Genomic DNA, 24,438 nt, shown 5'->3' on the forward strand with positions numbered 1-24,438 from the left:
ATTTAAAAAAGTTTGACACTTAGAGCATAAAAGGAAAAACAAAGTCAAACTTTTTTTCTATTCTTATTTCAAGTAAGATCTCCTTTACTTGAGATTCCAAACTGATAGCCGACTGGTTAAGGATTCTTATTGACACGAGTCACATTAAAGTGTTATTTTTTTCCAAAAAGTATTAAGATCCAAAATGCTTAAAATGGAAGACTATCCGTACCTTTCAGAATGCATAAAATTTCATGGTCATCTGTGCCCGGGTCTTTCGCTTGGTTACAAAGCATCAATTATTGCTATGGAAGAAATGAAAGTTAAAAAATTAGAAGATGAGATCGTAGCTATCGTAGAGAACGATTCCTGTTTTGTAGACAGCGTCCAGGTTATAACGGGCTGCACATTAGGAAAGGGTAACCTAATTATAAAAGATCACGGAAAGATGGTCCTAAATGTCCTTTCAAGAAAGACGAAAAAGGGCCTAAGAGTCGCTCTAAGATACGGAAGCCCCTTCTTTTTACTTTTGGATGATGTGTTACCCCTTGCGGACAAAGTCTTTTCTGGGTGCGCAACTTGCGAAGAGAAAGAGAGATTTTTCACCTTACAAAAAGAGAGGGCCTATAAGGTGCTCAAGGCCAGTATTGATGAGCTTTTCTCTGTGAGAGTCGTTGAGTTCGAAATCCCGCCCTTTGCGCGAATAGTAAGGTCAGAGCCATGTTCAGTCTGTAACGAACCTGTGATGGTCCTAAAGATGGAGACTAAGGATGGAAAGAGGGTGTGCAAAGTATGCGCTTTAGCTTTGGAAGAGAGGAATCTATAGGAGATTTAGCCTCGAACTTTTACGAAACTTTAAGCACAAAGCGAAAAAGGATATCGATCCTCCTTTTATTCTTCCTTTTTTCCTCTTTCGTTTTCTTTCTCATTACAGGATCTTATGGAATAGACGTTGTCTCTTTAGTGTACGCCATTTTTGGAAAGGAAAAAGGAACAATCTCCCATATAGTCTGGCAGATAAGAATTCCAAGACTTCTCGGCACAATACTCAGCGGGGCCGGTCTTGGGCTGTGTGGATGTGTGTTGCAAAACGTTTTGAAGAATCCACTTGTTTCCCCTTCCACATTGGGGCTTACCCAGGGTGCGGCGTTTGGCGCGTCCTTCGCCATTATCTTTTTGGGTGCGGGTATGCAGCATAGAACAGGGGAGGGGGTAACGATCTTTTCTTACTCACCGGTCATCGCGTGTGCTTTTTGCGGTTCTATGGCAGCAATGCTTTTAATCTATGCTATCTCGTCGCTTAGAGGGGCGACCAGAGAGGTTGTGGTTCTTGCCGGTGTTGCTATAAGCTCCTTTTTTTCTGCGTTGACCATGTTTATCCAATACTTCGCGGAGGATGTACAGGTTGCCGCTTCTTTATTTTGGACTTTCGGAGATGTGGGAAAGGCCACTTGGAAGAACGTCCCTATTCTTTTGGCCTTCTTTATTCCTTGCTTTATCTATCTCCTTATAAGGTCTGGCGATTTGAACGCTCTAAAATGGGGAGACGATGTGGCAAAGACGCTTGGGGTAAGACCTAAAACTTTAAGGATACACGTATTTTTAATCAGTTCACTTCTTTCTGCCGTTATAACTTCATTTCTGGGTATAATAGCGTTCGTTGGCTTACTATCTCCTCATATAGGAAGACTTTTTCTTGGCGAAGACGAAAGGTTTTTAGTTCCAGCATCGGCTCTGATCGGGGCTTTCATCCTTGTCGTCTCCGACATTTTGGCGAGGAGGATAATCGCACCGAACGTACTCCCCGTTGGCATTGTAACCTCATTTTTTGGAGCTCCCTTCTTTGTGTATTTGCTTTTAAGGTATAGACATGGAAATTTTAGTTGAAGGCCTTTCATTTTCGTACAATAGTAGACCGATACTGGAAAACATAGAATTTCACTTAGACGAGGGTGAGATCCTCTCAATTTTAGGTCCTAACGGTTCAGGTAAGACGACTCTACTTAAAGTGCTGGCATCAATATTTGCGCCGAAAAAAGGTACTGTGCTTGTCGATGGCAAAGAGCTAAAAAAGATAAGTGCGGAGGAGAGGGCGAAGATTTTAGGCTATGTTCCGCAAAAATCTGAGGGGTTCGACATTACTGTTTTTGAGGCGGTGCTTTCGGGAAGAAAACCATACATTGGTTTTAGGGTAAAGAAGGAGGATATAGAAGTTGTCGAAGAGGTAATCAGAGTTATGGAACTTTCTGAGCTAAGCTCAAGGTCGATAACGAGAATAAGTGGAGGTGAGTTTCAAAAGGTAATAATCGCAAGAGCACTGGCTCAGAGACCGAAGGTTCTTTTACTCGACGAACCTTTGTCCCATCTCGATCTTAGAAATCAGATGGAGATTGCCTCCCTAATTAGAAAGGTAACCAAAGAACTTAGGCTTGTCACAATTTTTGTCCTTCACGATATAAATCTTGCAATCCGCTACTCCGACCTTTTCATGTTTTTGAAAAAGGGGCAAATAGAGGCTTTCGGAAGAAAAGAGGTCCTCACAAGGGAAAACGTAAAAAGAGTTTTCGGGGTGGAGGTTGAAATAATTGATTTGCACGGCCTACCTTATTTTATCGTGAAAGAAGGAGAAGGATACGAAAAAGAGTGGATAAAAGCGCAATAAAAGAATTCTGGGATAGAAAGGCCAGAAATTATCCTAATCCGTTCGAGAAAAAGACTCTCGAATGGACACAAAGCGTCTTAAAAAGGGTAAGAGATCAGGGCGTGACTTTTTTTGGAAAGAGTGTCCTAGATATCGGATGCGGTAAAGGTGCTTACACTTTACCCATTTCGTATGAGGCAAGTTATGTCCTGGGGCTCGACTGTTCTTCTAGCATGCTTGAGACCCTTACAATGGAAGCCGAAAGGAGGGGTATGAAAAATGTGGACGTATTACACGGCTTCTGGGAGGATTTGGAACCAGAAAGGATGAATCTTTTTAAAAGATTTGACATAGTCATGGCTATGATGGCCCCATGTGTAAGAAATGAAAGAGATATTTTGAAGATGGAGGCTTGCTCAAAGGAATGGCTCATATATCTCGGGTGGGAAAAGAGAAAGAACGAGCTTATGGAAAAAGTGCTCGCAATGCACGGTATAGAGTGGAATTGCCGGTCTTTAGCTTTCTCATTGTGTGTAATCTTAGAAAGGCTAAGAAGAAAACCTCATTTTGAGTTTTTCGATCGTACATTAACCGTCAGAATGTGTATGGAAGAGGCACTCCATGAACTATGTAACTACATCGAGCTTTACGGAAAGAAGCCAAAAAAGGATTTAGTCGAAAAAGAACTTAAAAAGCACATAAAATCTGGCTACGTAGAACAAAAGACAGATGCCGAGGTGGCACTGATACTTTGGAAAGTACCGAAGGAGGAAGGACTATGAAGAAGCTATTTTTTACGATTGTTATTATTTTTACGCTCTTTGCAACTTCTGAATCTAAAGAAATCGTAGACCTTTTAGGCAGGAAAGTTAAAGTCACGGATAACGTGGAAAGATTAGTCGCCATAGGACCAGGTGCGTTAAGGCTAGTTATTTATCTTTCTGGTCTTGAAAAAGTTGTCGGCGTCGAACGAGTAGAGAAGGGAGGATTTGTGCCTTACGGTAGGCCATACACTTTGGCGATAAGGGAAAAAGTGAAACATTTACCGCTTATCGGAGAGGGTGGCCCTGGAAAATTGCCAGATTTTGAGGCAATCATAAGCGTAAGACCGGATGTAATCTTCGCAATCGGATTCGAAGGACACATCTTAGACATGATACAGGAAAAGACAAGAATACCGGTTGTGGGGCTCCACTATGGGGCCTTAGGAGAATTGAAAGAAAGTAAGTTTTATGATTCTTTGAAATTAGTCGCATCGCTCCTCAAAAAGGAAAATAGATTGAAGGAGATAGAGGAATTCTTAAAAAGAACCGAAGCCTATTTTTTCCAGAGGACGAAAAGCCAAAAAGAAAGACCTCGCGCTTACGCAGGTGGAATTGGATTTAGGGGCCAGCACGGAATAACATCTACTGAGGCAGGATTTTTGCCCTTTAAATTAGCCAACGTGAAAAACGTGGCCGACGAAGTGGCAAAAGATGGCCATCTCTTTATAGAGAAAGAGAGACTTTTGGTTTGGAATCCGGATTACATCTTTGTCGATGTGAATGGACTCTCGATTTTTGAAAAGGAATTTTTGGAGACACCAACCCTTTTTATGAACCTTAAGGCTTTTAAGGAAGGGAGGGTCTACACGATCTTACCCTACAATTACTACAACACAAACGTAGAACTCGCCATATCTGATGCGTACTTCGTAGCAAAGGTCGTTTATCCAGACCAATTCAAAGACGTAAATATCGATGAAGAGTCCGCAAGGGTAATTCGTTTCTTTGTGGGAGAATCTGTCTATCCGGAGATAAAGAAGAATTTTGGAAGGTACGGAAGACTAGTAGTTGAAAAAGGAAAGATCAATATAGTCGAGTAGTCTTTCTCACAGATAGATTTTGGGGTAAAAGAACCCCTTCTCTAAGCACAAATACCTTGTTCGAAACAGTTTCGATTAATGTTCTATCGTGGGATACGACTACATAGGTTTTTGCGTTTTCCGTTAGAAATCTCAAAACTTTTTCCGTGTAAAACTCATCGAGACCAGCTGATGGTTCATCGAGCATATAGCAGATGGGCTTCATTGCGATTATTGTTGCGAGAGCAACAAGTCTCTTTTCGCCTTCTGAAAGCCTTGCGGAAATCCTGTTCTTTAGGTAACTGATTCCAAGCATACTTAGCGTTTCATCGACTATTCCATCAACCTCCCGTTTAGGCACGCCAAGATTTAAAGGCCCGAAAGCTACATCCTCCTTCACCAAAGGGCAGAACAGTTGATTGTCCGAGTTCTGAAAGAGAAGCCCTATCTTTTGGCGGACCTCTAAAAAATCCTTTTCTTTCTCTCTTACCTTTCCAAGAATCTCTAAAGTACCTTCCTCTGGTTTAAGTAACCCCATTATAATGTGGAGCAGGGTAGTCTTTCCTGAACCGTTTGGCCCAATAAGACCTATTCTGTCTCCCTCATATACTTCGAAGTTTATGTCTTTGAGAACAGGCCTCGAGTCGTATCTAAAAGAGACATTCCTAACTCTTATTAACGGTTCTTTCAACTCAATACCTCGAGAAGAACAAATATTCCCACTGAGATTCCAGCAAAAACCACATCATTCTTTTTTGTGGGGAGATCTTCCGAGAAAGGAAAGTTACCCTTAAATCCCCTGCATAGCATTGCTTTATATATTTCTTCTGCCCTTTCATAACTTTTGTGAAGCATCCCTCCAATCATATACGCGTAAGTTTTGTACGTCAATAAATTAGTTTTTGGAACAAAGCCCCTGCACATAACGGCCCTTTTTACATTTGAGTATTCCTCGTGTATGACAGTGAGATAACGGTAAAAGAGGAAGAACAGAGTCACAAGTTTTGAAGGAACTTTAAATTTCAGCATAGCATGAGCAAGCATAAAAAGTGAGGAAGTAGAAAGAAGACCGATCGTGGCCAAAACTATTGCGTTACATTTAAAAGTTATCGATAGAGCCTTGTGTATGCCCTCGTAACTTAAAAGGAAAGGCCCAAAAGAAAGGTATTTCTCTCCCCCGTAGGTTAATGGAAAGAATATCCATACGAGCGCCAAAAACAGATTCGCTCCGATGAGTCTTGTGATTAAGAGCCTAAATTTGATTTTTGCAAGAAAGAGGAGGAAAGAAGCATATATCAAGTATGTAAGCTGAGTGGCATCCCCTTCTGATTTGGCGCAGAGAATACTAAAGACTGAGAAAACGATGATCTTTACCTTCGGATCCATCCTATGGAGGAAGCTATCCCCTTCGGAAAAAACTTCAAGATGCATTCTTCCTCCTTTTGAGCAGACTTATCAGTCCCCAGATGCCGAAGATGTATCCAATTCCTCCGATTATATCCCTCAGGCCTATTCTGTCCACATCCTTGCGGAGCTCCCTTATTTCAGTTTTTAGCTCATGGATCTTCGATTCAAGGACCTCATTAACTATTCTTCTCGTTTTCTCATCCTCTTCTTTTCTCGATATTTCCTTTTCGTTTCCTCGGAGCGTGTATTGAGCTCTGTGTCCTCCACTTAAATTAACTACTATTCTGAGATCTCCCTTTTCTTTAGTGGCAAAGCTATAGCGACCGTGAGAATCGGTTTGGGTCTCCAGTATCTTTTTTTCTCCAGCATAAACCTCCACCTTTGCATTTTTACAGGGACTACCCCCAACAAAGTAACATTCTCCGACAATCTTGTCACCTTCTCTATAAGCGAGGGTCGTTACCCTGTGGGCATAACTTAAGGAACGAGAAAAGATAAATACGATCGAAAGGATAATTAAAAGTTGCCACTTTAAACTCTTTTCCATCCTAGCACCTCCGGTTTCACCTTTTTTAGGTAGACTAGAATGAATCCGCTTATAAGTCCTTCGATTAAAGCGAGGGGTAGGTGTGTGCTGACAAGACTCACTACGACCCCAAAAAAAGCCTTGGTGGTAAGAATGAGGGCGAAGCTTACAAAGAGAATGGAGAGGAAAATCGCTAAAATTCCACTTAGGCATCCCGCAATGAAGACTCTTTTTATTCCATTCCCGAGGAAGCCCCTAAAGCAGTAATGGACTATAACTGAAGGCATGGCGAGAATGAAGGTGTTCGTTCCAAGAGTCGTAAGTCCTCCATACTGAAAGATTATGGCCTGAAGCAAAAGGGCTATGGATAAGGAAGGAAATGATGCCCACCCCAGAAGCAAACCTAAAAGCCCGTTCAATACAAGATGAGCCGAGACAGGACCAACTGGCACATGGATTAAGGATGCAACAAAAAAAGCGGATGACAGAACGGCAACCTTCGGAATGTCTTTATCCTTTATTGTTTTTAGCCCGATTGCGATCCCGGATGCGGCAAGTATTGCCCCTCCCACAAGAACGGAAGGAGAAACGACACCTTCTGAAATGTGCATTTTAATTCAGCTCCCTGGCTTAAACGAATTTCTCTTTTAGAACATTTAAGAAATCTTTTTTGTCTTTACCTTTTGTCCGAAATGTATAGTCAAGGTAAGGTTTCATATCTAAAAGCTTACATTCAGTCTAGCGCCTAAGATATTCCCTGCTCTCTTTGTAGCCTCTTTGAGGTTTTCAGAGATGTACTGATAATCGAAAGTGATGTCGGAGCTCAAAAATTTGTATTCCAATAGGTGTAACTTGAAATAGGCTTCAAAAACGTTTGTTCTTTTAACGTCTTCTTTTCTTTTCGGACTTTTAAGATAGGCGTAGCCCATACCTATCTCATCTTTTGCCCTCTTCCAAGCCTTGCCGCTAAAATTTAATCCGAAGGAGAGCATGTTTTTATAATCTACTTTTGCTGAGTCACTTTGAGTGCCGAGGCGGAAGAACGCATTCATAATTTCTTTTACGATTTCCTGGTCGAAAGAGAGCCCAAACCCTCTAAGTCGTTTGTAATTTTGGCCTTCCCAGTCCTCAAACCTTTTGTTCGTAGTGTATCCGTAAATTCTATAGTTTCCATCCCCAATCCCAGTTGATAAATTCACCCCAAGCTGTGCCCCAACCCAGCTATAGGACTTTTTTGGCAAAAGCTCATTTTCGTTTTTTGAAGACATTCCGACGATTCTAAAGCTAGATCTCTTGCCAAGAAATTCTAAAGCGCCTCCCCAATCATAACTTGGAAGGTTCGCAAGGGGATTCCTCACAAAGGCCTCATTCATGAACTGGCCTATCTCATCTCCTGCGTACTCGTTCTCGTCTATGAAAGTTGCGGAATCGATTATTCCTCCCGTAAACCTTAAAGATAAATCGCCTTTTAGCTTGAAAGTGCGAGCATACCAGACTTCCAGGAGGTTATCCCTTCCACGGCCATTTATATCCCTTAGATCCCTCTCGAGGTTATCGGCGTTACACGATACATAAAATGGATAGCGTGAATACGATGAAAGTCCGCTTCCCTCGGCGAAGCTCACCTTCAAAAAGAACTGGTCCTCCTCCCTGGGCATGTACTCTAGGCTGATATCCAAAGCGGCAGAAACTCTCCCTTTCTGAGGGACTTCCCCTCTAGATCTGTCCAGTGATTGAAAGACTGAAGTTAAAGCTCCTGAAACCTTGAAAGACTTTGTTATCTCTGCGGAATAGACGAAAAATGGAAAAAGCAGAAGAAAGATAACTATTACCGATCTTCTCACAAACACCTCCTTGGGTTATCACTTGAAAAGTAAATAATTTTGTGACACTTTTTTTATATGAGTAGTATCATTATCACGTGGCTAAAGATAAGTCAAGAAATTTAGCCGAGTTTCAGAACCAGATGTAGCATGGATTTGGCTTTATTGCCAGTAAAAAGAAGTCTTTTGGGACCTAGACGATTTTTTTTCTGCAGACGAGGTATATTTCGGAACTTGTCCTTCTTGAAGCCTGGGGTTTGAAAACAATGACCTCTTTAAAGATTGAGGAAAGATCTTTCCTTTGTTTTCCGAACTCTTCTGTGAAGAAGGACTTATAGATAAGATTTCCCCCTTTCCTTAGAGCCTTCGTAACTATTTCTTTTGTTGCCTCGTAAACCCTTTTTAAATTCTCCTCATCGGACTCCTTAATACCTGTTATGTTTGGGGAAATATCGGATGTTATCACATCAAAATACGATATCCCCAGCTCATTCATAAGATCCTGAACATTGATATCGAAAAGATCTGCCTTTTTGATTATGACGTTTCTTTCTGAAAACGGTCTGGTATCCAGAATGTCTATTCCCACGACAAGTCCTTCGTCTCCGACTATCTCTCTTATCACCTGAAGAAAACCTCCGGGCGCACACCCAAGATCGAGAGCCTTATCACCTCTCCTTAGTACGTTATACCTTTTTTGGATCTCGATTAACTTGTATGCACTTCTTGCCCTGTAACCCTCCCTCTTTGCTTTAAGAAAAAATGTGTCCTTAAGAACGAATCTTCCCATGAAGGGACCTTAAGAACTCTTGAGGGGTAATAAGGATCCTATAGGAATGCTCTCCGGGTTGGTACTTAAAAAGGATAGACTTTTCCAAAAAGTGAACGATTGCGTCCCTAAAAGTTTCATCGTTTCTGAGAAGGTTAAGTATTGACTTCGCGTAAATTTTATCACCGAGCATATAAAGTACGTAGGAATAGTCCTCGAGCACACGTCTTATGTCATCCTTGAGGGGTTTTAACCTCTCAGTCTTTGTAAGCCCGTATAAATACTCTTTTTTCCTTTCCTCCGTGATGTATCTGGGTACTAAGATTGAGGATTCGCCAATCGTCTCATAATTCTTTTTGTCCTCGTCTATCCCGTCCCAGTCAAAATGGAGGGCTTCGAAGATAGGGTGAGTTAAAGCCCTTTCAAATGGAATCTCTTCTCCTTCGCCAAGTAGTGAGTATAGATCGGAAGGTTTTGTGATCTCATTTTTAGGACTGGAGCGGGAAACTACGCTTTTTAGAGAATCGACTTCCTCTCTGTACTTTCCGGATTTCCTTGAGGCTTCATCTATAAGGTAATATGCGTAGTTCGCGGATATCTCCAAAAATATTATCTTCGAGGCCTCTAGTTTCCTTTTTGTATCCTTAAGCCAAATGTCGTATCTATCCTTTTCCATTTCGCCTAGCCTTATGCCGATAAGCCCATCTTTTAGCCCCATTATGGCGTTTGCGACAAAAAATGACCTCTTCTTTGATTTGGTGGAGAGGGCTACGATCCTTTTTAGTTCCCTATCGTAAGTTGAAAAGTAGGCTTTTAAGTTCCGATCCTCTTCTACTTTACGGATAACAGACGGTCCTTTCTCTTTTCTCTCTTCCACCTTAAGCCCAAAAGTTTTCAGGCGGAAGAGAACTCTCCTTATCTCCTTCCGCATTTTTTTATCCTTTTCTTCCTCCTCGAGGGCGACTAAAATTTTTAGGGCCTTTTCGTCTCTTTGATTGCCAAGGGAAGTGATTATTCTCAGTTTTTCTTCATCCGTTGAAGATAGATAAGTGTTTATTACGTCTTCCATCGTTTCTGCCCAAGCTTAAGTATACCACAAAAGTTATAGTCAGGCTTTAATCCTGGATGAGCCATTTTGAGTTGAAATCTTACTAATCGTGTGATAATTATACAAGGTTTCAAATTTGCACGTCTTTCAATCAGTATCAGGGTGCAGAGAAATCTGTCTGACACTGAGATGCGAAAGGCGGAAGATTAACCAGGAGGTATTAAATGTCCAACCTTACCATCAAACAACTTCTTGAGGCCGGCGTCCATTTCGGACACCAAACAAAGAGATGGAATCCAAAGATGAAGCCCTACATATTCGGCGCCAGAAACGGGATATACATAATCGATCTCCAAAAGACTTTAAAAATGTTCAAAGATGCTTACAACTTCATACGGGATGTGGCCTCAAGGAACGAACACATCCTTTTTGTGGGAACGAAAAAACAGGCGCAGGAAGCGATAGAAGAAGAAGCCAAAAGGTGTGGAGCGTTTTATGTGAATCATAGATGGCTCGGTGGCACGATGACAAACTTCCAAACGATCCAAAAAAGTATAGAGCGCTTAAAAAGGCTTGAAGAACTTAGAAACAGCGAGGTTTTCAAAAAGTTACCGAAGAAGGAGGCGGCAAGCATAGAAAGAACGATAGAGAAGCTTGAAAAGAATCTAGGCGGCATAAAGAATATGGACAGATTGCCAGGTGCGCTATACATTGTAGATCCTAAAAAAGAACACATAGCTGTGAAGGAGGCTAAAAAGCTTGGAATTCCAACGGTTGGAATTGTCGACACAAACTGTGATCCGGACGACATAGACTTTGTCATACCTGGAAATGACGATGCTATAAGGGCGATCAAACTCATTACGATGAAGATTGCGGATGCTGTCATAGAAGGGAAGATGATGTATGCTCAAGAGTTTGCTGGAAAAGAAACTGAAAAAGTTGAAACTAAAGTGGTCGTAGACGAGAGTCTCGCAGAAGAGACGTACGAAAAATATGAAGAATACTATGAGCGTGAGTGAGGGAGGCAGTATGGAGATAAAAGCCGAACTGGTAAAACAACTCCGAGAAAGAACCGGTGTTGGGCTTATGGATTGTAAGGAAGCTTTAAAACTTGCAAATGGTGACATAGAGAAAGCGATTGAGTATCTGAGGGAGAAAGGTCTTGCGAAGATCCAAAGAAGGATGGCCAAGAAAGCTCAGGACGGAATAATAGCTGCTTACATTCACACTGGCGGGAAGATAGGAGGAATGGTTGAAATTAACTGCGAGACCGATTTTGTAGCAAATACGAAGGAGTTCCAAGAATTGGCAAGGGACATCGCCATGCAGGTTGTGGCTACATCACCCCTATACGTGAAAAGGGATGATGTTCCCAAAGAGGTTATCGAAAAAGAAAGGGAGATTTATAAAAAACAGGCCCTCGATGCAGGCAAGCCTGAAAAGATTGCAGAAAAGATAGCGGAAGGGAAACTCGAAAAATTTTTCCAGGAAGTCTGTCTCTTAGAACAAGCCTACATAAAAAACCCTGAAATCACGGTCAAACACCTCTTAGATGATCTCATGATGAAGACTGGAGAGAAGATCGTTATCAATAGGTTTGTAAGGTTCCAGTTGGGAGAAAAAGACGAAGAATAGATCGATGAATACATACCGGAGATTCCTTTTGAAACTGAGCGGAGAACTCCTTTCTGGAGAGAAGGGCTTCGGAATTGACTGGGAAACCTTAGATTGGATAACCGAAGAGATAAAAGAGACCCTAAATCTTGGTTGCCAAATTGGAATTGTGATTGGTGGTGGAAACTTTATTAGAGGAATAGATTCTGCAACCCACGGAATAGAAAGAAAAAGGGCGGATTACATGGGGATGATCGCTACCTACTTAAACGCGATTGCAATAGAGGATTTTTTGGAGAAAAAAGGGGTAGAATCAAAAATTTACGGTTCTTTGGGTCTCCGGAATGCACTGGACACTTACGACAGCAAAGAAGTCCTCTCTTTTCTTAAAGAGGGAAGAGTCACCATATTTGCCGGTGGAACTGGAAATCCTTACTTTTCAACTGACACTGCGGCCGTCCTTAAAGCCTCAGAGCTAAAAGCTAACGCCGTCTTTAAGGCCACTAAGGTGGATGGCGTCTTCGACAAAGATCCTGCAATTCATAAAGATGCTAAATTTCTAAATCAAATATCGTATCTGGATGCGATAAAAATGCGGCTTCGCGTTATAGATCTTACGGCTTTGAGTCTTGCCATGGAACTCTGTATCCCCATCGTTGTCTTTAATATGAAAGTAAGAGGAAATCTTAAAAAAGTGGCGATGGGGGAGCCGATAGGTACTATCATCAGAGATTGGGAGGCTGTATGAAAGATGAACTTATGGAAGAACTGGAGACTAAATTAAAAAAGTCCCTCGAGGCGTTTAAGAAGGATCTTTCTAGGCTGAGAACGGGGGTTGCGTCCGTATCCCTGCTCGAAGACATCCGCATAAACTATTACAATCAACCAACTCCCATAAACCAAGTTGCCTCGCTCTCAGTTCCGGACAGTAGAACGGTGCTTATCCAGCCATGGGATACCTCTATTATAGGAGAAATAGAAAAGGCTATTCAGAAGTCGGATCTTGGGGTTAACCCGGTGTCTGACGGAAAGGTCATAAGGATAGTTTTGCCGAGACTCACAGAGGAGAGAAGGAAAGAGCTTGTAAAACAGGGAGGAAAGATGCTAGAGAACGCGAGAGTTGCCATGAGGAACGTAAGGAGAGAAATAAACGAAAAGTTAAAGAAAATGGAGAAGGACAAACTTTTGTCCAAAGACGATCTTTTCAAGAAACAGGAACTCGTCCAAAAAATCACTGACAAGTACATCGAGATGGCAGAAAAAGCCTTTTCTGAAAAGGAAAAGGAGATCATGGAGACTTAGTTCCCATTTCATGGAGATTTCCAAACTCCCAAAACACGTTGCCATAATTATGGATGGTAACGGTAGATGGGCCAAGATGAGAAATCTTCCAAGAATAGAAGGACACATAAACGGTCTGGAATCTGCGAAAGAGATTGTGAGAACAACAAGAGAACTTAACATACCTTACCTCACCCTTTACGCTTTTTCAAAAGAGAACTGGCAGAGACCAAAAAGCGAGATAGATCGACTTATCGAGCTTATGGGTGTCTACTTGGATAGGGAACTGCCATCGATGATGGAGAACGACATAAGATTTAAAGCAATAGGAGAGATTGAAGATTTTCCCGAAGAGATACAAAAAAAGCTTTTTTTTGTTATGGAAAAGACACAGCATAACAAAACCTTGACCCTTATCGTTGCCCTAAGTTACAGTGGGAGGCGAGAGATCATTCGGGCTGTAAAAAGAATTCTTGAAGAGTTTAGGTTGGGAAAAATAAGCGAGATAGACGAAGAAACTTTTAAAAAATACCTCTACACAGAAGATATCCCCGATCCCGACTTACTCATAAGAACTAGCGGAGAAAAGAGACTTAGCAATTTTTTGCTTTACCAGATGGCTTACACCGAGATATACGTCACTGACACTCTATGGCCCGACTTCAGAAGAAAAGAATACTTAGAAGCTCTTATGGACTACTCAAGAAGGGAGAGAAGATTCGGAAGAATAAAGGAAGATTAAGGTGAGCGATCTTAGATCAAGACTATTGGGTGCCGCAATCTTTGGACCAATCGTAATATCTGCCTTTTATTTTTTACCCCTTTTTCCGTTCTTTTTATTTATGTGTCTATTGGCCCTCATTTCCACATGGGAGATGGTAAGGATCTCAAAGCCTAAGATGGGATACCTATCTCTCCTTTTTGCCATGTTAAGCTTTCTCTTTTTGTACTTCAAAAGGTATGAGAGTTTCGTCCTTTATCTATTATTTTCAAGTCTTCTTTTTATCGCAGTGCACATTATGAGAAAAAAGGGAGATAAAAGCGATACACCCTCTCAGATCCTAAAAAGCGTTGGGATCAACATAGGGCTTTCCCTTTTTATCATTGTGCCATTCTATTACCTTTATGCCCTCAAAGAGCTTAACGATATTTATCCCCTTATCCTCCTATTCACCATCTGGGCAAGCGACATATGCGCCTATTTTGTGGGAAAAGGTTTTGGAAAACACGTAATCTGTCCAGATCTAAGCCCTAAAAAGACAGTCGAGGGTCTGGCTGGGGCCACCTTTGGTGCTTCGGTCGTTTTAGTTTGCTTTAGCAGGGTTTTAGAATACAGACCCGGCGAGGCTTTCCTTTTAGGCATAGTACTTGGTCTTATAGGACAGGCTGGCGATGTCTTCGAATCCGCTTTAAAGAGATACTTCGGTATTAAGGATTCTTCAAAATTGATACCCGGTCATGGCGGTCTCTTAGACAGAATGGACAGTTTTATCTTTACCGCTCCACTTTTTTACCGGATTTTGAGCTCTAAGTCTTAAAAGTGAAGAAAAAGGTCGTAATACTTGGTTCAACAGGGTCAATAGGAAAATCAACGTTAAGTGTTATAGAAGCCCAAAAGGAAAAATTCGAGATTGTGGGGTTGTCCTGTAAAGAGAACGTAAAAGCCCTAAACAGGCAGATAAAGAAGGTAAAACCGAAATTTGTCTGCGTCTTCGACGAGAAAAAGAAAAGGTTTGTTCGGGATGAGAACTGCACTGTCCTTACAGGTATGGAAGGTTTAATCGAAATGATCCACACAAACCCGGACATAGTTGTAAATGCCATTCCTGGCAGCCTAGGACTCACACCCACAATCGAGGCACTAGGGTCTTCAAAGGTTCTGGCCTTGGCCAATAAGGAGAGTATCGTGATGGCAGGTAGGATAATCGAAGGGTACGTTAAAAAAAACAACGTGAAGCTCATACCCGTTGATAGCGAACACTCCGCTCTTTATCAGCTTTTAAAAAAGACGAATAGAAATGAGGTTAAAAGCATCATACTTACCGCTTCCGGAGGCCCATTCAAAGATCTTTCAAAGAAAGATCTAAGAAAGGTAAAGCCTGAGGACGCGCTAAAGCACCCGGTATGGAAAATGGGAAAGAAAGTGACTCTCGATTCGGCGACTCTTATGAACAAAGGGCTTGAAATTATAGAAGCTAGGTGGCTTTTTGGGTTTGATTGGGATCGCATCCGGGTTGTTATACATCCAGAAAGCATACTCCATGGGCTTGTGGAGCTGGTTGACGATTCCTTCATAGGCTACATGTCCTTTCCCGACATGAGGATACCAATATCCTATGCTCTGAATGAGGAAGAAAGGCAGCCCGTTGGAATAAAAAGTCTAAGTATGGATAAACTCCTTAAAATGACCTTTTATCCTCCAGATCTTAAGAGGTTTCCAGCCCTTAAGCTTGCTTACGATGCATTAAGAGAAGGGGACAGTGCTCAGATATGTTTTAACACTTCCAACGAGGTTGTCTCTTCCGCCTTCCTTGAAAGAAAAGTTCGGTTCACAGATATACCTTTGATAGTTGAGAAGGTTCTCGAGACGCATCCTCGCATTCCTGTAATTGAGGACATTGAATGTGTTTGGGAAGTTTACAAATGGGCGAAAGCTTTCACTGAAAGGCTAATAAAAGAAAGGGCCAAATGATAGAGAGCGTAGTATACGGGCTTGTGACCTTAAGCATCCTCATATTCGTACACGAAGTCGGGCACTTTGTGGTAGCGAGGTTAGCGGGTATTAAGGTCATAACTTTCTCGATTGGCTTTGGTAAAAAACTTATAAGATGGAAGAGGGGCGAGACAGAATACGCAATTTCTCTTTTTCCTCTTGGTGGATATGTGAAGCTTTTGGGAGAATCCCCTGATGAGCCTCTCAAAGAAGATGACATACCGAGATCCTACATTCATAAACGCCCAATAGTTAAACTTTTTGTTGCCTTTTCTGGGCCACTAGCGAACTTCATCTTTGCTTTTTTAGTCTTTTTTACACTTCTTTCGACCGGTTACAAAGTCTTATCGACGAAGGTCGGAAAAGTCGAAAAGAGTTATCCGGCACACGAAGTGGGAATTGAGGCTGGAGACAGAATAGTAGAGATAGATGGAAAAAAAGTAGAAGAGTGGGGTGAGCTCACAGCCATCCTCGCTGCAAAAAAAGAAGGAGAAAGCGTAAATATCAAAGTGATGCGAAAGGACTCTATAAAAGAATTCACAGTAACTCCGAAAGTCGTAGAAGGGAAAAATATTTTCGGTGAAAGAGTTAAAAGGAAGGTTATAGGGATCGTGGCTTCGGATGAGTATATCATGAAGAGGGAACCGATACTTAGTGCTATTGAGAAGGGGGTTACCCAGACAGTGAATCTCACTGCTCTAACGTTGATGGGTATCTGGAAGCTCATAAGGGGGGTTATTTCGCCAAGCGAGATAGGTGGTCCCCTTATGATTATGGACGTCGCGGGAAAGCAGGCTAAGGAAGGTAAAAGGAATTTTCTTTACTTTCTCGGACTTATAAGCGTAAATCTCGCGATAATAAACCTTTTGCCAATTCCTGTACTGGACGGGGGCTATATAGTTCTACATCTTGTCGAGATGGTCTCAAGAAGAAGAATTTCGACAAGATGGATTGAGGTATCGCAAAGGATCGGAATAGGTCTTCTCGTTGGCATAATGGCTCTTGCCTTTTTCAACGATGTCATGAGGTTTTTCCGTGGAAAATAAACTCGTTTTAGCCATAGACAATTCATTGGAATACCTCTCTATTGCCATCTCGGCAGGAGAAGAGATTCTGGAAGAACGAAAAATAAAAGGCAGGGAGAGTCCGTCGCAGATTATAGCAGAGGAAGTTTTCGAAATGTTGAAAAAAAGGAACCTCAAAGCACAGGATCTAGGCCTTCTTGTCGGTACCACAGGTCCAGGTTCATTCACAGGGATAAGAGTAGCGCTTGGATTTTTAAAGGGCATGAAGATCGGTCTTGGGATACCGCTTGTGGGAGTGCCAACGCTGGACTGCATATCTTACGCTTTTTCCTTCATGGATGGATATCACATACTTCCGGTTTTGGACGCTAAAAAAGGAGAAGTCTTCTGCGCTCTATACTTCTCCTCGAGGGGACAATTACAGAGACTTTCCGCCTATGAGGCAAAAAAACCCGAAGAAATTAAAGAGATGTTAAGAAAGCCATGCTTTGTGGTCGGTTCTGGTGTTCCGCTTGTAAGTAGTAGCTTAAAAGGAGAAGGTGTGATCTTGGCAGAAAAAGTTTTAAGGCATGTACCTATGGCCGTCGCTATAAGACTTGGCCTTGAAAGGCAAAAAGTTGGGAGTGAAAATGTGGTTCCTGTTTATGGAAGAAGATCCGAGGCTGAGATAAAATTCAACCTCTATCTTACTTAAAAGACATAAGGATTTTTGTAGAGGGCTTTAGCAAAAGGAATTTCACAGGCATTTCAAGATAGTTCCTTTGCCATTAGGGTTAAACTATACGCCCGCAAAGATATCCTGCAATCCCTATAAGTAATCTTAACGTAAATTCTACAAATCTCTGCCAAAGGCCATCCCTTACGTAGCAATCTTACTCTAAGTCAGAACCTCTTTTTTCTTTACGAATAATTTTGGATCTGATGCCAGAAAAGCTCGTGCTAAATTATATGACTAAAAAGAGGAATCGGTCCCCACCTTTACTACTAAAGCGTGATTTCCTCTTTTTAATTTGGGGAGATACGGTTGTCAAAACCGTCTGTTTTAGAGGAGGAAAGTTTTTTACGCAGGCTGACTACTTACGGCTCTTTCTAACTTTGTTAGGCCACGATCCTTGAAGTACACAAAGGATACTCAAATATAGTTTATTTCTTTAAGTCACCTTGCAGTTATTAGGACTTCGGATGGCAAAAAGTGCAGATTTTCAAAAAGCGAGACAGTGTCACTACGGTGAGAACCTCTAAAATCCTTTCTTCGCGTTGAAGAATAATCCTTAAACTTCGTATCAGTGCTTTACGAAGAGTTCTCCATTTGTAGCCTATGAGGTTTGTATCTAAGACGATGGCTCTCTTTTTATTTATGATTGGTTTTTCGAATTCGGTAGTGTCGGTACGAGAGGATTCCAGTATTCTTCGAATTGACCTTCAAGTACTTCCAGGTTAATGAGTTTTCCGGCATCTTTTCCATTTACGGCCTAGGTGAGAGTTACTTTTTGCTCTTCTATATCGAGCTCTACTTTAAGTAAGGCTATTATGAAGCTCGTAAGGGTGTAATCGAGTTGAAACGGGTCTTGTCCAGACATAGCCTTTTCTTAAACGGTCAATTTGTGCCAAAAGATGTTTTATGGTCATGTCTAATTTTTCTTTGGTTCTGCAAAGTAGGAAACCACATTTAATCTTCCCATCGAAGCCTATTACTATACACGATTAAATCTCAGTGTAAGCTTCACCTCACTCGGTCCAATTACAATGGTACTCTGTGTTGAAAATAGCCTCACGCATTATAGCTTTGATTACGCCATCTTTTTGAATATATGCTCATCGTGTAAAACACAATATAACCGGGGAATCAGTTCTAAGTATTTTTTTTTAAAAACTCGTTCTCGATCACGAAGAAGCCTTCGCTTAAGCCTTCTTCAGGATCGCTTACTAGTTTTTCGCGTCTATTTTGGGAGACTCTTTAAGATTAAGGGTTTCTCTTAGGATAAGGGTATGGATTAGGAAATTCGTTTCTTTCATGCGCCATCTTAGAAACAATATGCCAGCTAAATCGTACTGATGTTCGTTTGTTTTTTTCTTAAAGTTTCCTTCTTAGCATAGAAAAGTGCCTGACCCTGTGTTATACTTAACTTTAATGGAGAGGGTCTTTTTCGAAAATAACTCGACAACCAAAATAGACGAAAGAGTTCTCAAAGCTATGCTTCCTTATTTTACGACTCACTTTGGTAACCCCTCATCCGTATTCACGAAAGAGGGGGATGAAGCGAGGAGGGCCATCGAAGACGCAAGAAAAAAAGTAGCTGATTTCTTAAACGCCGACCCCTCAGAAATAGTTTTTACTTCCTGTGCTACCGAATCGAACAACATAGCAATAAAAGGTCTTTCTCTTGCGAGAAAGAAAATCTCGAATAGAATCCTTTTTTCAGAAATCGAGCACTATTCTATTTTGAACCAGGCAGATTTTCTAAGAGACTTGGGCTTCGAAGTAGAGTACGTGAAAGTTGACAGATATGGCATAATCGATATGGATGACCTAAAAAAGAAGACAGACAAAGGGGCCATCCTTTTAGCTCTTATTCATGCAAGCCCAGAAATCGGGACGATCGAACCCCTAAAAGAAGTGGCAGCCTTTCTCAAAGAGAGGGACATACTTCTATATTCGGATTGCGTGGCGAGTGCGGGACGCGTCTTAATCGACGTTAAAGATTTAGGTATAGATGCTCTTACTATTTCGTCGCATTTAATACACGGTCCAAAGGGTGTTTCCGCCCTTTATCTAAAGAAGGGTATTGATATTGTGCCCATCATGCAGGGCGGTTATCAGGAGATGGGAATACGACCAGGAACCGAAAACGTTCCGGCGATAGTTGGATTTGGCGAGGCGTGTGTGTTGGCTAAGGAAGAGTTGGATGTTAGAAGGAGAAAGTTGTACGACCTGGGTAAGCTTCTCTGGGACGGGATAGCTTCAAGGATAGAACATGTTCACTTTACTGGCCACCCAGTAGAGAGGCTTCCAGGACACGTCAGTTTTTGGGTGGAATTTGTGGAAGGGGAAGCCTTACTTATGTGGCTTAATCTTAAAAGCGTCGCATCATCGAGTGGGAGCGCCTGTGCATCGAACATTTTTGCCAAATCTGAAGTAGGACTTAAGGCATCCCACGTACTTACCGCAATAGGGATTCCACCAGATGTCTGCCACGGTTCCATAACCTTCATGCTAAGTAAAGATAACACTTTGGAAGAAGTGGAATACGTTCTATCCGTTTTGCCTGAGGTTGTAAATAAGCTCAGAGAAATGTCCCCTCTTTACGAAAGGTTTAAGAAAGAGGGAAAGTATAGATAAGTCAAGGAGGATCGCATGGCAGGACCGTATAGTGAAAAGGTCATGGACCATTTCATGAATCCAAGAAACATGGGTGAGATTGAAAACGCGGACGGAATAGGGGAAGTAGGAAATCCAGTATGCGGAGACGTTATGAAGTTATACTTGAAGATAGAAAACGGTGTAATAGTCGACGCTAAATTCAAAACATTTGGATGTGGAGCCGCCATAGCTACAAGCAGTATAACTACGGAACTGATAAAGGGAAAGACGATTGAAGAAGCTTTAAAACTCACAAACGAAGCAGTAGCTGAAGCTTTAGGAGGACTCCCACCGGCTAAAATGCATTGCTCGGTACTTGCAGAGGAAGCCCTAAAAGCGGCAATAGAAGATTATAGAAAGAGGAAGAAGGAGCAATAAGTGACAGAAATATCCGTAAGAACGACAAAACGGGTGGAAGTAGTGAACATAACGAAGAAGATAGAAGAGGTAGTTAGAGGAAAGGAGGCAAAGCTCGTCCACGTCTTCGTTCCTCACACTACATGCGGGATCACAATAAATGAAGATGCGGATCCAAACGTGATGAGAGATGTACTTGAAGCTTTGGAGAGGATCGCCCCGCGAGATTTTCCGTATAAGCACACCGAGGGGAACGCGGATTCGCATATAAAATCGGTTCTTTGCGGTTCTTCTGTCACAGTCCCTGTAGCAGCGGGTAGACTCGTTCTTGGTACTTGGCAGGGCATATTCCTTATGGAATTCGATGGGCCAAGGGAGAGGAAGGTTCTGGTGACCCTCATATGAAGGTCCTTTCTTTTATCCCTTTACTCATCGTCCTTGCCATTTGCTTCGAGAATCCAGTCTTTGCGACTGAAAAGATCCAGTTACCCAAGGAATACGGTGTATACGTAAAGACGCCTAAAAAACTCGTAAGACTCATGCCCAACATAGTTTTCGACGAAGAGGGGATCTACTATATAGAGAGTCTTTCACCCCCTAGATTTCTTTTGAAAGACGTAGAGTACTTCATAATTTACGGGGAATACAATATTGATGTTCTCACCCTAAATCCCATGCAGCTTTTTAAGACCACTATCTTTGGGAAACAAAGGTACATGTTCGGTCCCGATATTCCAATTGAAGTAAAAGAGATGAGGGAAAAGATGTATACGGTTAAAGTAAAAGGGCTTCTCGGTAGGGGTTACTTCAGTCTTTGGATCGATGACAGCGCCTGGGACTTTATCGTGGAGTGAGATTTGACAGGGATTTCATTGTGGGTTAAACTGTCGATGGAAGTGCCAAGGCGCCTGGTGGGCCTCCTGGTCTTCAAAACCAGTGTACCGGCCAAAAGCTGGTAGGTGGGTTCGATTCCCATGCACTTCCGCCAAAAAGCTTAAAAGTCCACAAGTTCCATGGAGGAAAATTCAAAAAATAAGGCTTCGCCCAGAACGGTAATTCTGGGCATCGGCAATGTATTACTAAGTGATGAAGGTTTAGGTGTTTACGTCGTACACGAACTTTCTAAGCTCAATCTTCCCGAAAATGTAGAGGTAATGGATGGCGGAACATTGGGTTTCGGTTTGCTAGACATTGTATGCGAGGCTGACCGACTCATAATAGTTGATGCGATAAAGGGTGGGTGTGAGCCCGGTACTGTCTACCACATAAGTCTCGATGATCTTCAGAAGATGCCCAGGGGTACGTTCTGTTCTTTCCATGAAGTAGGGATACTCGACGTTCTGAGAGCTGCCGAGCTTCTCGGAAAAAGGCCGAAGACGGAAGTTTTTGGAATCGAGCCCAAGTCTCTCGAACTGAAGATGGAGCTCTCAGAGGAAATCAGGAATAAGGTGCCTAAACTCATAGATGCTATACTTACGTCTTTGACCGAGGAGCAAGGCTAAAAGCGAAAGGCGAGAGACGTACGGCAAAGAAGCTCGGCACATAGAAAACCTTTCTCAAATACCCTCCAAAATCACTGCTACTTCCGGGGCTGGGACTCAGCTGGTTTAAGATAGGCACTCCAATAACTCATACCTACAAACACGGCTCCGCCTATTATGTTACCGAGTGTTACAGGGAGAAGGTTTCTAACTAAAAAAGATCCCCAGGTTAGTTGACTCGATACCGAAGGATCGAGCTTTAGGCCCAGATCGGCTTTCAGAAAAATACCCGCCGGTATAAAGTACATGTTCGCTATACAGTGCTCAAATCCGATTGCCACAAACCCCATAATTGGAAAGAATATTGCAAATATCTTTCCAATTACCTGTCTAGATGCAAGAGCCATCCATACCGCAAGACAAACAAGCCAGTTACAGCCTATCCCTCTCACCAAGGCCTCAGTAAAGGAAAGACTGACCTTCTTTGAAGCTATCAGCACAGAATAGAGACCAAGTGCTCCGTCCCCCATCTTCCAGAGACCAGAAAAGTAAAAGATGAGGGCTAGAAAAATAGAACCCAAGAAATTGGCAAAGTAAACTAAACCCCACCTTTTCATCATGGCCGAAAAGGTGATCTCCCTTTGGAGAACACTCGATACCATGAGATTGTTGCCAGTAAAAAGCTCCGCTCCCGCTATGACAACCAGCATAAGGCCAAGACTAAAAACAGCACCGGACATGAATCTTGTGAAGCCAATCCCCATTTTTTCTGCCATGTCGAATGTTACAGCGGTGGATAAAAGTCCACCGAATCCTATGTAACATCCAGCTAAAACTCCGAGAACGAAGACAGCAACCCAGGGAGAGGTGGTTTTTCCAACACCTATCTTCGTTGCAACCGTCTCAGCTATCGTTTTAGGAGCAAGGTCTTCAATACTGGGAGTTGGAAAGCTCCAGGATTTTAGGACCTTTTCAAATCGACTTATAGTCTTTTTTTCGACCAAAATTTTGCGTTCTAGAGCTTTTTTTACCGCCTCCTTTATCTCATCAGGCGTAAACGGTTTGGGTACGTAATCCATAGCTCCCCTTTTTAAAGCCTCCGTTGCGCGACCCACACTGGGAAATCCGCTGATCATCACAAGGGCCGAGTCCGGGGCTCTTCTGTCGAGTTCTTCCACAACGTCCATGCCATCAAAACCAGGCATTTTCCAGTCCACAAGGATAACATCGAAAGGATGAGATGAGGCGATCTTTAGCCCTTCCTCTGGCTTGTCAGTTGTTACGACCTCAAAACCCTCCGCTGAGAAGATCTTTCGAACAGAATCTAGAACGATACTGTCATCATCTATGACAAGCATCCTCTTTTTCATTTCTTTTCTCCTTTTTTACCAGATTTCTGCACTCTGTTTGTGCTCGAACCACCTTCTCTGTTTTTCTGTGAGTTTTCCGAGATGTTTTTCTATCCATTCCATATCTCCCGTAAGGATTGCCAACTTTTCGGCCTGGGTAAGCTTGTATCCTTCAAGTGCTTCAACACCGTGGTACAGAAGTTGGGCTGCGAAGTTCGGGTCGTCGCCAGCCCTTTCAAGAACTTTTATGACTTCGTCCCTATTCATGAAGGAGTGTTCCTCTGGAGGTATGGTGGAAGCAATATCGAGAGCACTGTAGATAGCCTGCATAAGTTCATCAGGTGTAAACGGTTTTTCAAGGTAGTCCTGGGCACCGAGTTTCATTGCCTGGACCGCCGATTTGACAGTAGCATAGCCTGTGATCATTATGACCGGCATGGACGGCTTTGCCCTTTTTATGTCTCTTAATACCCTCATTCCGCCTATGTCCGGCATCCTTATGTCGGTAAGAACGATATCGTAATCTTTTGTCAAAGCGAGCTCGATACCTTCCCTTCCGCTCTGGGCGGTGTCAACCTCAAAATTCTTTTCCTTCAAAATTTTGGATACGCTTTTGAGAACTATCTGTTCGTCATCGATCACCAGAGCCTTCCTTTTCATTTTCTCCCCTCCTTAATACTTTTTGTATTTCCGAGAGGAGTTCTTCAGGCGTAAAAGGCTTGCCTATGAACCTGGAGGCTCCCGCCTTAAGACTCTCCTCTGCGGTCTCGTTGGTGTTATAACCGCTCATCGCTATTATTGGGGTATTCGGTCTCCTTCTTTTTAGTTCAGCAATAAGATAAGTCCCATCTTTGTACGGCATCTTAATATCCACTATGAAGAGGTCAAAACCCTTGTCGATTAAGCGAAGGGCTTCATCCGCCGATTCTGCAAGCTCACAGAGAAACCCTTCGGAGGAAAGGATCCTTTTGCAACTTAAAAGAACGACTTTGTCATCATCGACGACGAGAATCTTCTTACTCATTCTGTTCTCTGATTGGTAATTCAACTGTGAAGATACTTCCTTTACCAACTTCACTTTTCACTCGGATAGTACCTCCGTGTCTTTCCGTAACTCCCTTGGCCACTGCGAGTCCCAAACCCGTTCCTTGTCCGACTTCTTTGGTTGTAAAGAAGGGATCGAATATTCTTTCGAGGTTTTCCTGCGGAATACCACAC

General features: G+C 42.4%; 30 protein-coding genes and 1 tRNA gene. 20 read left to right on the forward strand and 11 right to left on the reverse strand.

The window, feature by feature from the left end; all coding sequences use genetic code 11:
• The first annotated feature begins 184 nt into the window (after positions 1–184).
• From NZ583_04560 to NZ583_04580, 5 genes are read left to right on the forward strand one after another with little or no spacing between them, the layout of a single operon-like run.
• Complete coding sequence (locus NZ583_04560) at positions 185–805, forward strand: FmdE family protein (GenBank protein ID MCS7280885.1); 621 nt, start codon at positions 185–187, stop codon at positions 803–805.
• A complete protein-coding gene (locus NZ583_04565) occupies positions 772–1,866 on the forward strand; it encodes an iron ABC transporter permease (protein ID MCS7280886.1) in 1,095 nt (364 codons plus the stop codon). The genes NZ583_04560 and NZ583_04565 overlap by 34 nt, the downstream gene beginning before the upstream one ends.
• Positions 1,850–2,641 (forward strand): ABC transporter ATP-binding protein, encoded by a 792-nt coding sequence (locus NZ583_04570; protein ID MCS7280887.1) that lies wholly within the window; start codon positions 1,850–1,852, stop codon positions 2,639–2,641. Before NZ583_04565 ends, NZ583_04570 begins: the two co-directional genes overlap by 17 nt.
• Complete coding sequence (locus NZ583_04575) at positions 2,623–3,402, forward strand: class I SAM-dependent methyltransferase (GenBank protein MCS7280888.1); 780 nt, start codon at positions 2,623–2,625, stop codon at positions 3,400–3,402. The genes NZ583_04570 and NZ583_04575 overlap by 19 nt, the downstream gene beginning before the upstream one ends.
• Positions 3,399–4,484 carry an iron ABC transporter substrate-binding protein gene (locus NZ583_04580; protein MCS7280889.1) on the forward strand — a complete coding sequence of 362 codons (1,086 nt, stop codon included), beginning with the start codon at positions 3,399–3,401 and terminating at the stop codon, positions 4,482–4,484. The genes NZ583_04575 and NZ583_04580 overlap by 4 nt, the downstream gene beginning before the upstream one ends.
• Here the strand turns inward: NZ583_04580 and NZ583_04585 are convergent.
• From NZ583_04585 to NZ583_04615, 7 genes are all read right to left on the reverse strand, one after another.
• Positions 4,468–5,154, reverse strand: coding sequence for an energy-coupling factor ABC transporter ATP-binding protein (locus NZ583_04585; protein MCS7280890.1), 687 nt, complete (start codon positions 5,152–5,154; stop codon positions 4,468–4,470). The genes NZ583_04580 and NZ583_04585 overlap by 17 nt on opposite strands.
• On the reverse strand, positions 5,151–5,894 hold the full coding sequence (gene cbiQ, locus NZ583_04590; protein ID MCS7280891.1) for a cobalt ECF transporter T component CbiQ: 744 nt from the start codon (positions 5,892–5,894) through the stop codon (positions 5,151–5,153). Before cbiQ ends, NZ583_04585 begins: the two co-directional genes overlap by 4 nt.
• A complete protein-coding gene (locus tag NZ583_04595) occupies positions 5,884–6,417 on the reverse strand; it encodes a hypothetical protein (protein ID MCS7280892.1) in 534 nt (177 codons plus the stop codon). Before NZ583_04595 ends, cbiQ begins: the two co-directional genes overlap by 11 nt.
• Positions 6,402–7,007 carry a cobalt transporter CbiM gene (gene cbiM, locus NZ583_04600; GenBank protein ID MCS7280893.1) on the reverse strand — a complete coding sequence of 202 codons (606 nt, stop codon included), beginning with the start codon at positions 7,005–7,007 and terminating at the stop codon, positions 6,402–6,404. The genes NZ583_04595 and cbiM overlap by 16 nt, the downstream gene beginning before the upstream one ends.
• Positions 7,008–7,115: 108 nt before the next feature.
• The gene (locus NZ583_04605; GenBank protein MCS7280894.1) at positions 7,116–8,240 is read right to left on the reverse strand and encodes a carbohydrate porin; all 1,125 of its coding nucleotides are present in this window, start codon (positions 8,238–8,240) and stop codon (positions 7,116–7,118) included.
• Between the two features lie 172 nt (positions 8,241–8,412).
• Positions 8,413–9,009, reverse strand: coding sequence for an SAM-dependent methyltransferase (locus NZ583_04610; GenBank protein MCS7280895.1), 597 nt, complete (start codon positions 9,007–9,009; stop codon positions 8,413–8,415).
• On the reverse strand, positions 8,990–10,057 hold the full coding sequence (locus tag NZ583_04615) for a hypothetical protein (GenBank protein ID MCS7280896.1): 1,068 nt from the start codon (positions 10,055–10,057) through the stop codon (positions 8,990–8,992). The genes NZ583_04610 and NZ583_04615 overlap by 20 nt, the downstream gene beginning before the upstream one ends.
• 203 nt (positions 10,058–10,260) lie before the next feature.
• Here NZ583_04615 and rpsB point away from each other — a divergent pair, with 203 nt between their 5' ends.
• The 15 genes from rpsB to NZ583_04690 all read left to right on the forward strand — a co-directional run bounded on the left by rpsB (position 10,261) and on the right by NZ583_04690 (position 21,892).
• Entirely contained in the window at positions 10,261–11,058 is a 798-nt protein-coding gene (rpsB, locus tag NZ583_04620) for a 30S ribosomal protein S2 (protein ID MCS7280897.1), read from the forward strand.
• A 10-nt stretch (positions 11,059–11,068) separates the two neighbouring features.
• Entirely contained in the window at positions 11,069–11,674 is a 606-nt protein-coding gene (gene tsf / locus NZ583_04625; protein ID MCS7280898.1) for a translation elongation factor Ts, read from the forward strand.
• Between the two features lie 4 nt (positions 11,675–11,678).
• Positions 11,679–12,401, forward strand: coding sequence for a UMP kinase (gene pyrH / locus NZ583_04630; protein MCS7280899.1), 723 nt, complete (start codon positions 11,679–11,681; stop codon positions 12,399–12,401).
• Complete coding sequence (gene frr / locus NZ583_04635) at positions 12,398–12,955, forward strand: ribosome recycling factor (protein MCS7280900.1); 558 nt, start codon at positions 12,398–12,400, stop codon at positions 12,953–12,955. The genes pyrH and frr overlap by 4 nt, the downstream gene beginning before the upstream one ends.
• Before the next feature lie 10 nt (positions 12,956–12,965).
• Positions 12,966–13,676, forward strand: coding sequence for an isoprenyl transferase (locus NZ583_04640; protein MCS7280901.1), 711 nt, complete (start codon positions 12,966–12,968; stop codon positions 13,674–13,676).
• A gap of 1 nt (position 13,677) precedes the next feature.
• Positions 13,678–14,472, forward strand: coding sequence for a phosphatidate cytidylyltransferase (locus NZ583_04645; protein MCS7280902.1), 795 nt, complete (start codon positions 13,678–13,680; stop codon positions 14,470–14,472).
• Positions 14,473–14,474: 2 nt separating this feature from the next.
• The gene (dxr, locus tag NZ583_04650; GenBank protein ID MCS7280903.1) at positions 14,475–15,626 is read left to right on the forward strand and encodes a 1-deoxy-D-xylulose-5-phosphate reductoisomerase; all 1,152 of its coding nucleotides are present in this window, start codon (positions 14,475–14,477) and stop codon (positions 15,624–15,626) included.
• Entirely contained in the window at positions 15,623–16,693 is a 1,071-nt protein-coding gene (gene rseP, locus NZ583_04655; protein ID MCS7280904.1) for an RIP metalloprotease RseP, read from the forward strand. Before dxr ends, rseP begins: the two co-directional genes overlap by 4 nt.
• On the forward strand, positions 16,683–17,366 hold the full coding sequence (gene tsaB / locus NZ583_04660; protein MCS7280905.1) for a tRNA (adenosine(37)-N6)-threonylcarbamoyltransferase complex dimerization subunit type 1 TsaB: 684 nt from the start codon (positions 16,683–16,685) through the stop codon (positions 17,364–17,366). Before rseP ends, tsaB begins: the two co-directional genes overlap by 11 nt.
• 1,437 nt (positions 17,367–18,803) lie before the next feature.
• Positions 18,804–20,012, forward strand: a complete 1,209-nt coding sequence (locus NZ583_04665) for a cysteine desulfurase (GenBank protein MCS7280906.1) — start codon at positions 18,804–18,806, stop codon at positions 20,010–20,012.
• 15 nt (positions 20,013–20,027) lie between these two features.
• Positions 20,028–20,411: a Fe-S cluster assembly scaffold protein NifU gene (gene nifU / locus NZ583_04670; protein MCS7280907.1), complete on the forward strand. Its 384-nt coding sequence runs from the start codon at positions 20,028–20,030 to the stop codon at positions 20,409–20,411.
• On the forward strand, positions 20,412–20,795 hold the full coding sequence (locus NZ583_04675; GenBank protein MCS7280908.1) for a secondary thiamine-phosphate synthase enzyme YjbQ: 384 nt from the start codon (positions 20,412–20,414) through the stop codon (positions 20,793–20,795).
• Entirely contained in the window at positions 20,792–21,244 is a 453-nt protein-coding gene (locus NZ583_04680; GenBank protein MCS7280909.1) for a hypothetical protein, read from the forward strand. The genes NZ583_04675 and NZ583_04680 overlap by 4 nt, the downstream gene beginning before the upstream one ends.
• 38 nt (positions 21,245–21,282) lie before the next feature.
• Positions 21,283–21,378, forward strand: a tRNA-Sec gene (locus tag NZ583_04685).
• Between the two features lie 25 nt (positions 21,379–21,403).
• Positions 21,404–21,892 (forward strand): HyaD/HybD family hydrogenase maturation endopeptidase, encoded by a 489-nt coding sequence (locus NZ583_04690; GenBank protein MCS7280910.1) that lies wholly within the window; start codon positions 21,404–21,406, stop codon positions 21,890–21,892.
• 77 nt (positions 21,893–21,969) lie between these two features.
• Here NZ583_04690 and NZ583_04695 read toward each other — a convergent pair whose 3' ends face one another.
• The 4 genes from NZ583_04695 to NZ583_04710 form a co-directional block, all read right to left on the reverse strand.
• Positions 21,970–23,241: a formate/nitrite family transporter gene (locus tag NZ583_04695; GenBank protein MCS7280911.1), complete on the reverse strand. Its 1,272-nt coding sequence runs from the start codon at positions 23,239–23,241 to the stop codon at positions 21,970–21,972.
• A gap of 15 nt (positions 23,242–23,256) precedes the next feature.
• Positions 23,257–23,880 (reverse strand): response regulator, encoded by a 624-nt coding sequence (locus NZ583_04700; protein MCS7280912.1) that lies wholly within the window; start codon positions 23,878–23,880, stop codon positions 23,257–23,259.
• Positions 23,852–24,244 (reverse strand): response regulator, encoded by a 393-nt coding sequence (locus tag NZ583_04705; GenBank protein ID MCS7280913.1) that lies wholly within the window; start codon positions 24,242–24,244, stop codon positions 23,852–23,854. The genes NZ583_04700 and NZ583_04705 overlap by 29 nt, the downstream gene beginning before the upstream one ends.
• Positions 24,237–24,438: ATP-binding protein (locus NZ583_04710; protein ID MCS7280914.1), on the reverse strand; the 202-nt coding region annotated here is incomplete at its 5' end. The genes NZ583_04710 and NZ583_04705, both read right to left, overlap by 8 nt.

The organism is Thermodesulfobacteriota bacterium (genome assembly GCA_025062045.1).
In the GTDB taxonomy this organism is placed as follows: domain Bacteria; phylum Desulfobacterota; class Syntrophorhabdia; order Syntrophorhabdales; family JANXAF01; genus JANXAF01.

Coding starts and splice junctions, on each gene's coding strand:
- rseP (MCS7280904.1), top strand. CDS start 15,623: ATGATAGAGAGCGTAGTATACGGGCTTGTGACCTTAAGCATCCTCATA.
- cbiM (MCS7280893.1), bottom strand. CDS start 7,007: ATGCACATTTCAGAAGGTGTCGTTTCTCCTTCCGTTCTTGTGGGAGGG.
- cbiQ (MCS7280891.1), bottom strand. CDS start 5,894: ATGCATCTTGAAGTTTTTTCCGAAGGGGATAGCTTCCTCCATAGGATG.
- NZ583_04640 (MCS7280901.1), top strand. CDS start 12,966: ATGGAGATTTCCAAACTCCCAAAACACGTTGCCATAATTATGGATGGT.
- NZ583_04610 (MCS7280895.1), bottom strand. CDS start 9,009: ATGGGAAGATTCGTTCTTAAGGACACATTTTTTCTTAAAGCAAAGAGG.
- pyrH (MCS7280899.1), top strand. CDS start 11,679: ATGAATACATACCGGAGATTCCTTTTGAAACTGAGCGGAGAACTCCTT.
- NZ583_04615 (MCS7280896.1), bottom strand. CDS start 10,057: ATGGAAGACGTAATAAACACTTATCTATCTTCAACGGATGAAGAAAAA.
- NZ583_04700 (MCS7280912.1), bottom strand. CDS start 23,880: ATGAAAAGGAAGGCTCTGGTGATCGATGACGAACAGATAGTTCTCAAA.
- NZ583_04690 (MCS7280910.1), top strand. CDS start 21,404: ATGGAGGAAAATTCAAAAAATAAGGCTTCGCCCAGAACGGTAATTCTG.
- NZ583_04570 (MCS7280887.1), top strand. CDS start 1,850: ATGGAAATTTTAGTTGAAGGCCTTTCATTTTCGTACAATAGTAGACCG.
- NZ583_04560 (MCS7280885.1), top strand. CDS start 185: ATGCTTAAAATGGAAGACTATCCGTACCTTTCAGAATGCATAAAATTT.
- NZ583_04595 (MCS7280892.1), bottom strand. CDS start 6,417: ATGGAAAAGAGTTTAAAGTGGCAACTTTTAATTATCCTTTCGATCGTA.
- rpsB (MCS7280897.1), top strand. CDS start 10,261: ATGTCCAACCTTACCATCAAACAACTTCTTGAGGCCGGCGTCCATTTC.
- NZ583_04665 (MCS7280906.1), top strand. CDS start 18,804: ATGGAGAGGGTCTTTTTCGAAAATAACTCGACAACCAAAATAGACGAA.
- NZ583_04565 (MCS7280886.1), top strand. CDS start 772: ATGCGCTTTAGCTTTGGAAGAGAGGAATCTATAGGAGATTTAGCCTCG.
- NZ583_04705 (MCS7280913.1), bottom strand. CDS start 24,244: ATGAGTAAGAAGATTCTCGTCGTCGATGATGACAAAGTCGTTCTTTTA.
- tsf (MCS7280898.1), top strand. CDS start 11,069: ATGGAGATAAAAGCCGAACTGGTAAAACAACTCCGAGAAAGAACCGGT.
- NZ583_04580 (MCS7280889.1), top strand. CDS start 3,399: ATGAAGAAGCTATTTTTTACGATTGTTATTATTTTTACGCTCTTTGCA.
- NZ583_04680 (MCS7280909.1), top strand. CDS start 20,792: ATGAAGGTCCTTTCTTTTATCCCTTTACTCATCGTCCTTGCCATTTGC.
- frr (MCS7280900.1), top strand. CDS start 12,398: ATGAAAGATGAACTTATGGAAGAACTGGAGACTAAATTAAAAAAGTCC.
- nifU (MCS7280907.1), top strand. CDS start 20,028: ATGGCAGGACCGTATAGTGAAAAGGTCATGGACCATTTCATGAATCCA.
- NZ583_04695 (MCS7280911.1), bottom strand. CDS start 23,241: ATGAAAAAGAGGATGCTTGTCATAGATGATGACAGTATCGTTCTAGAT.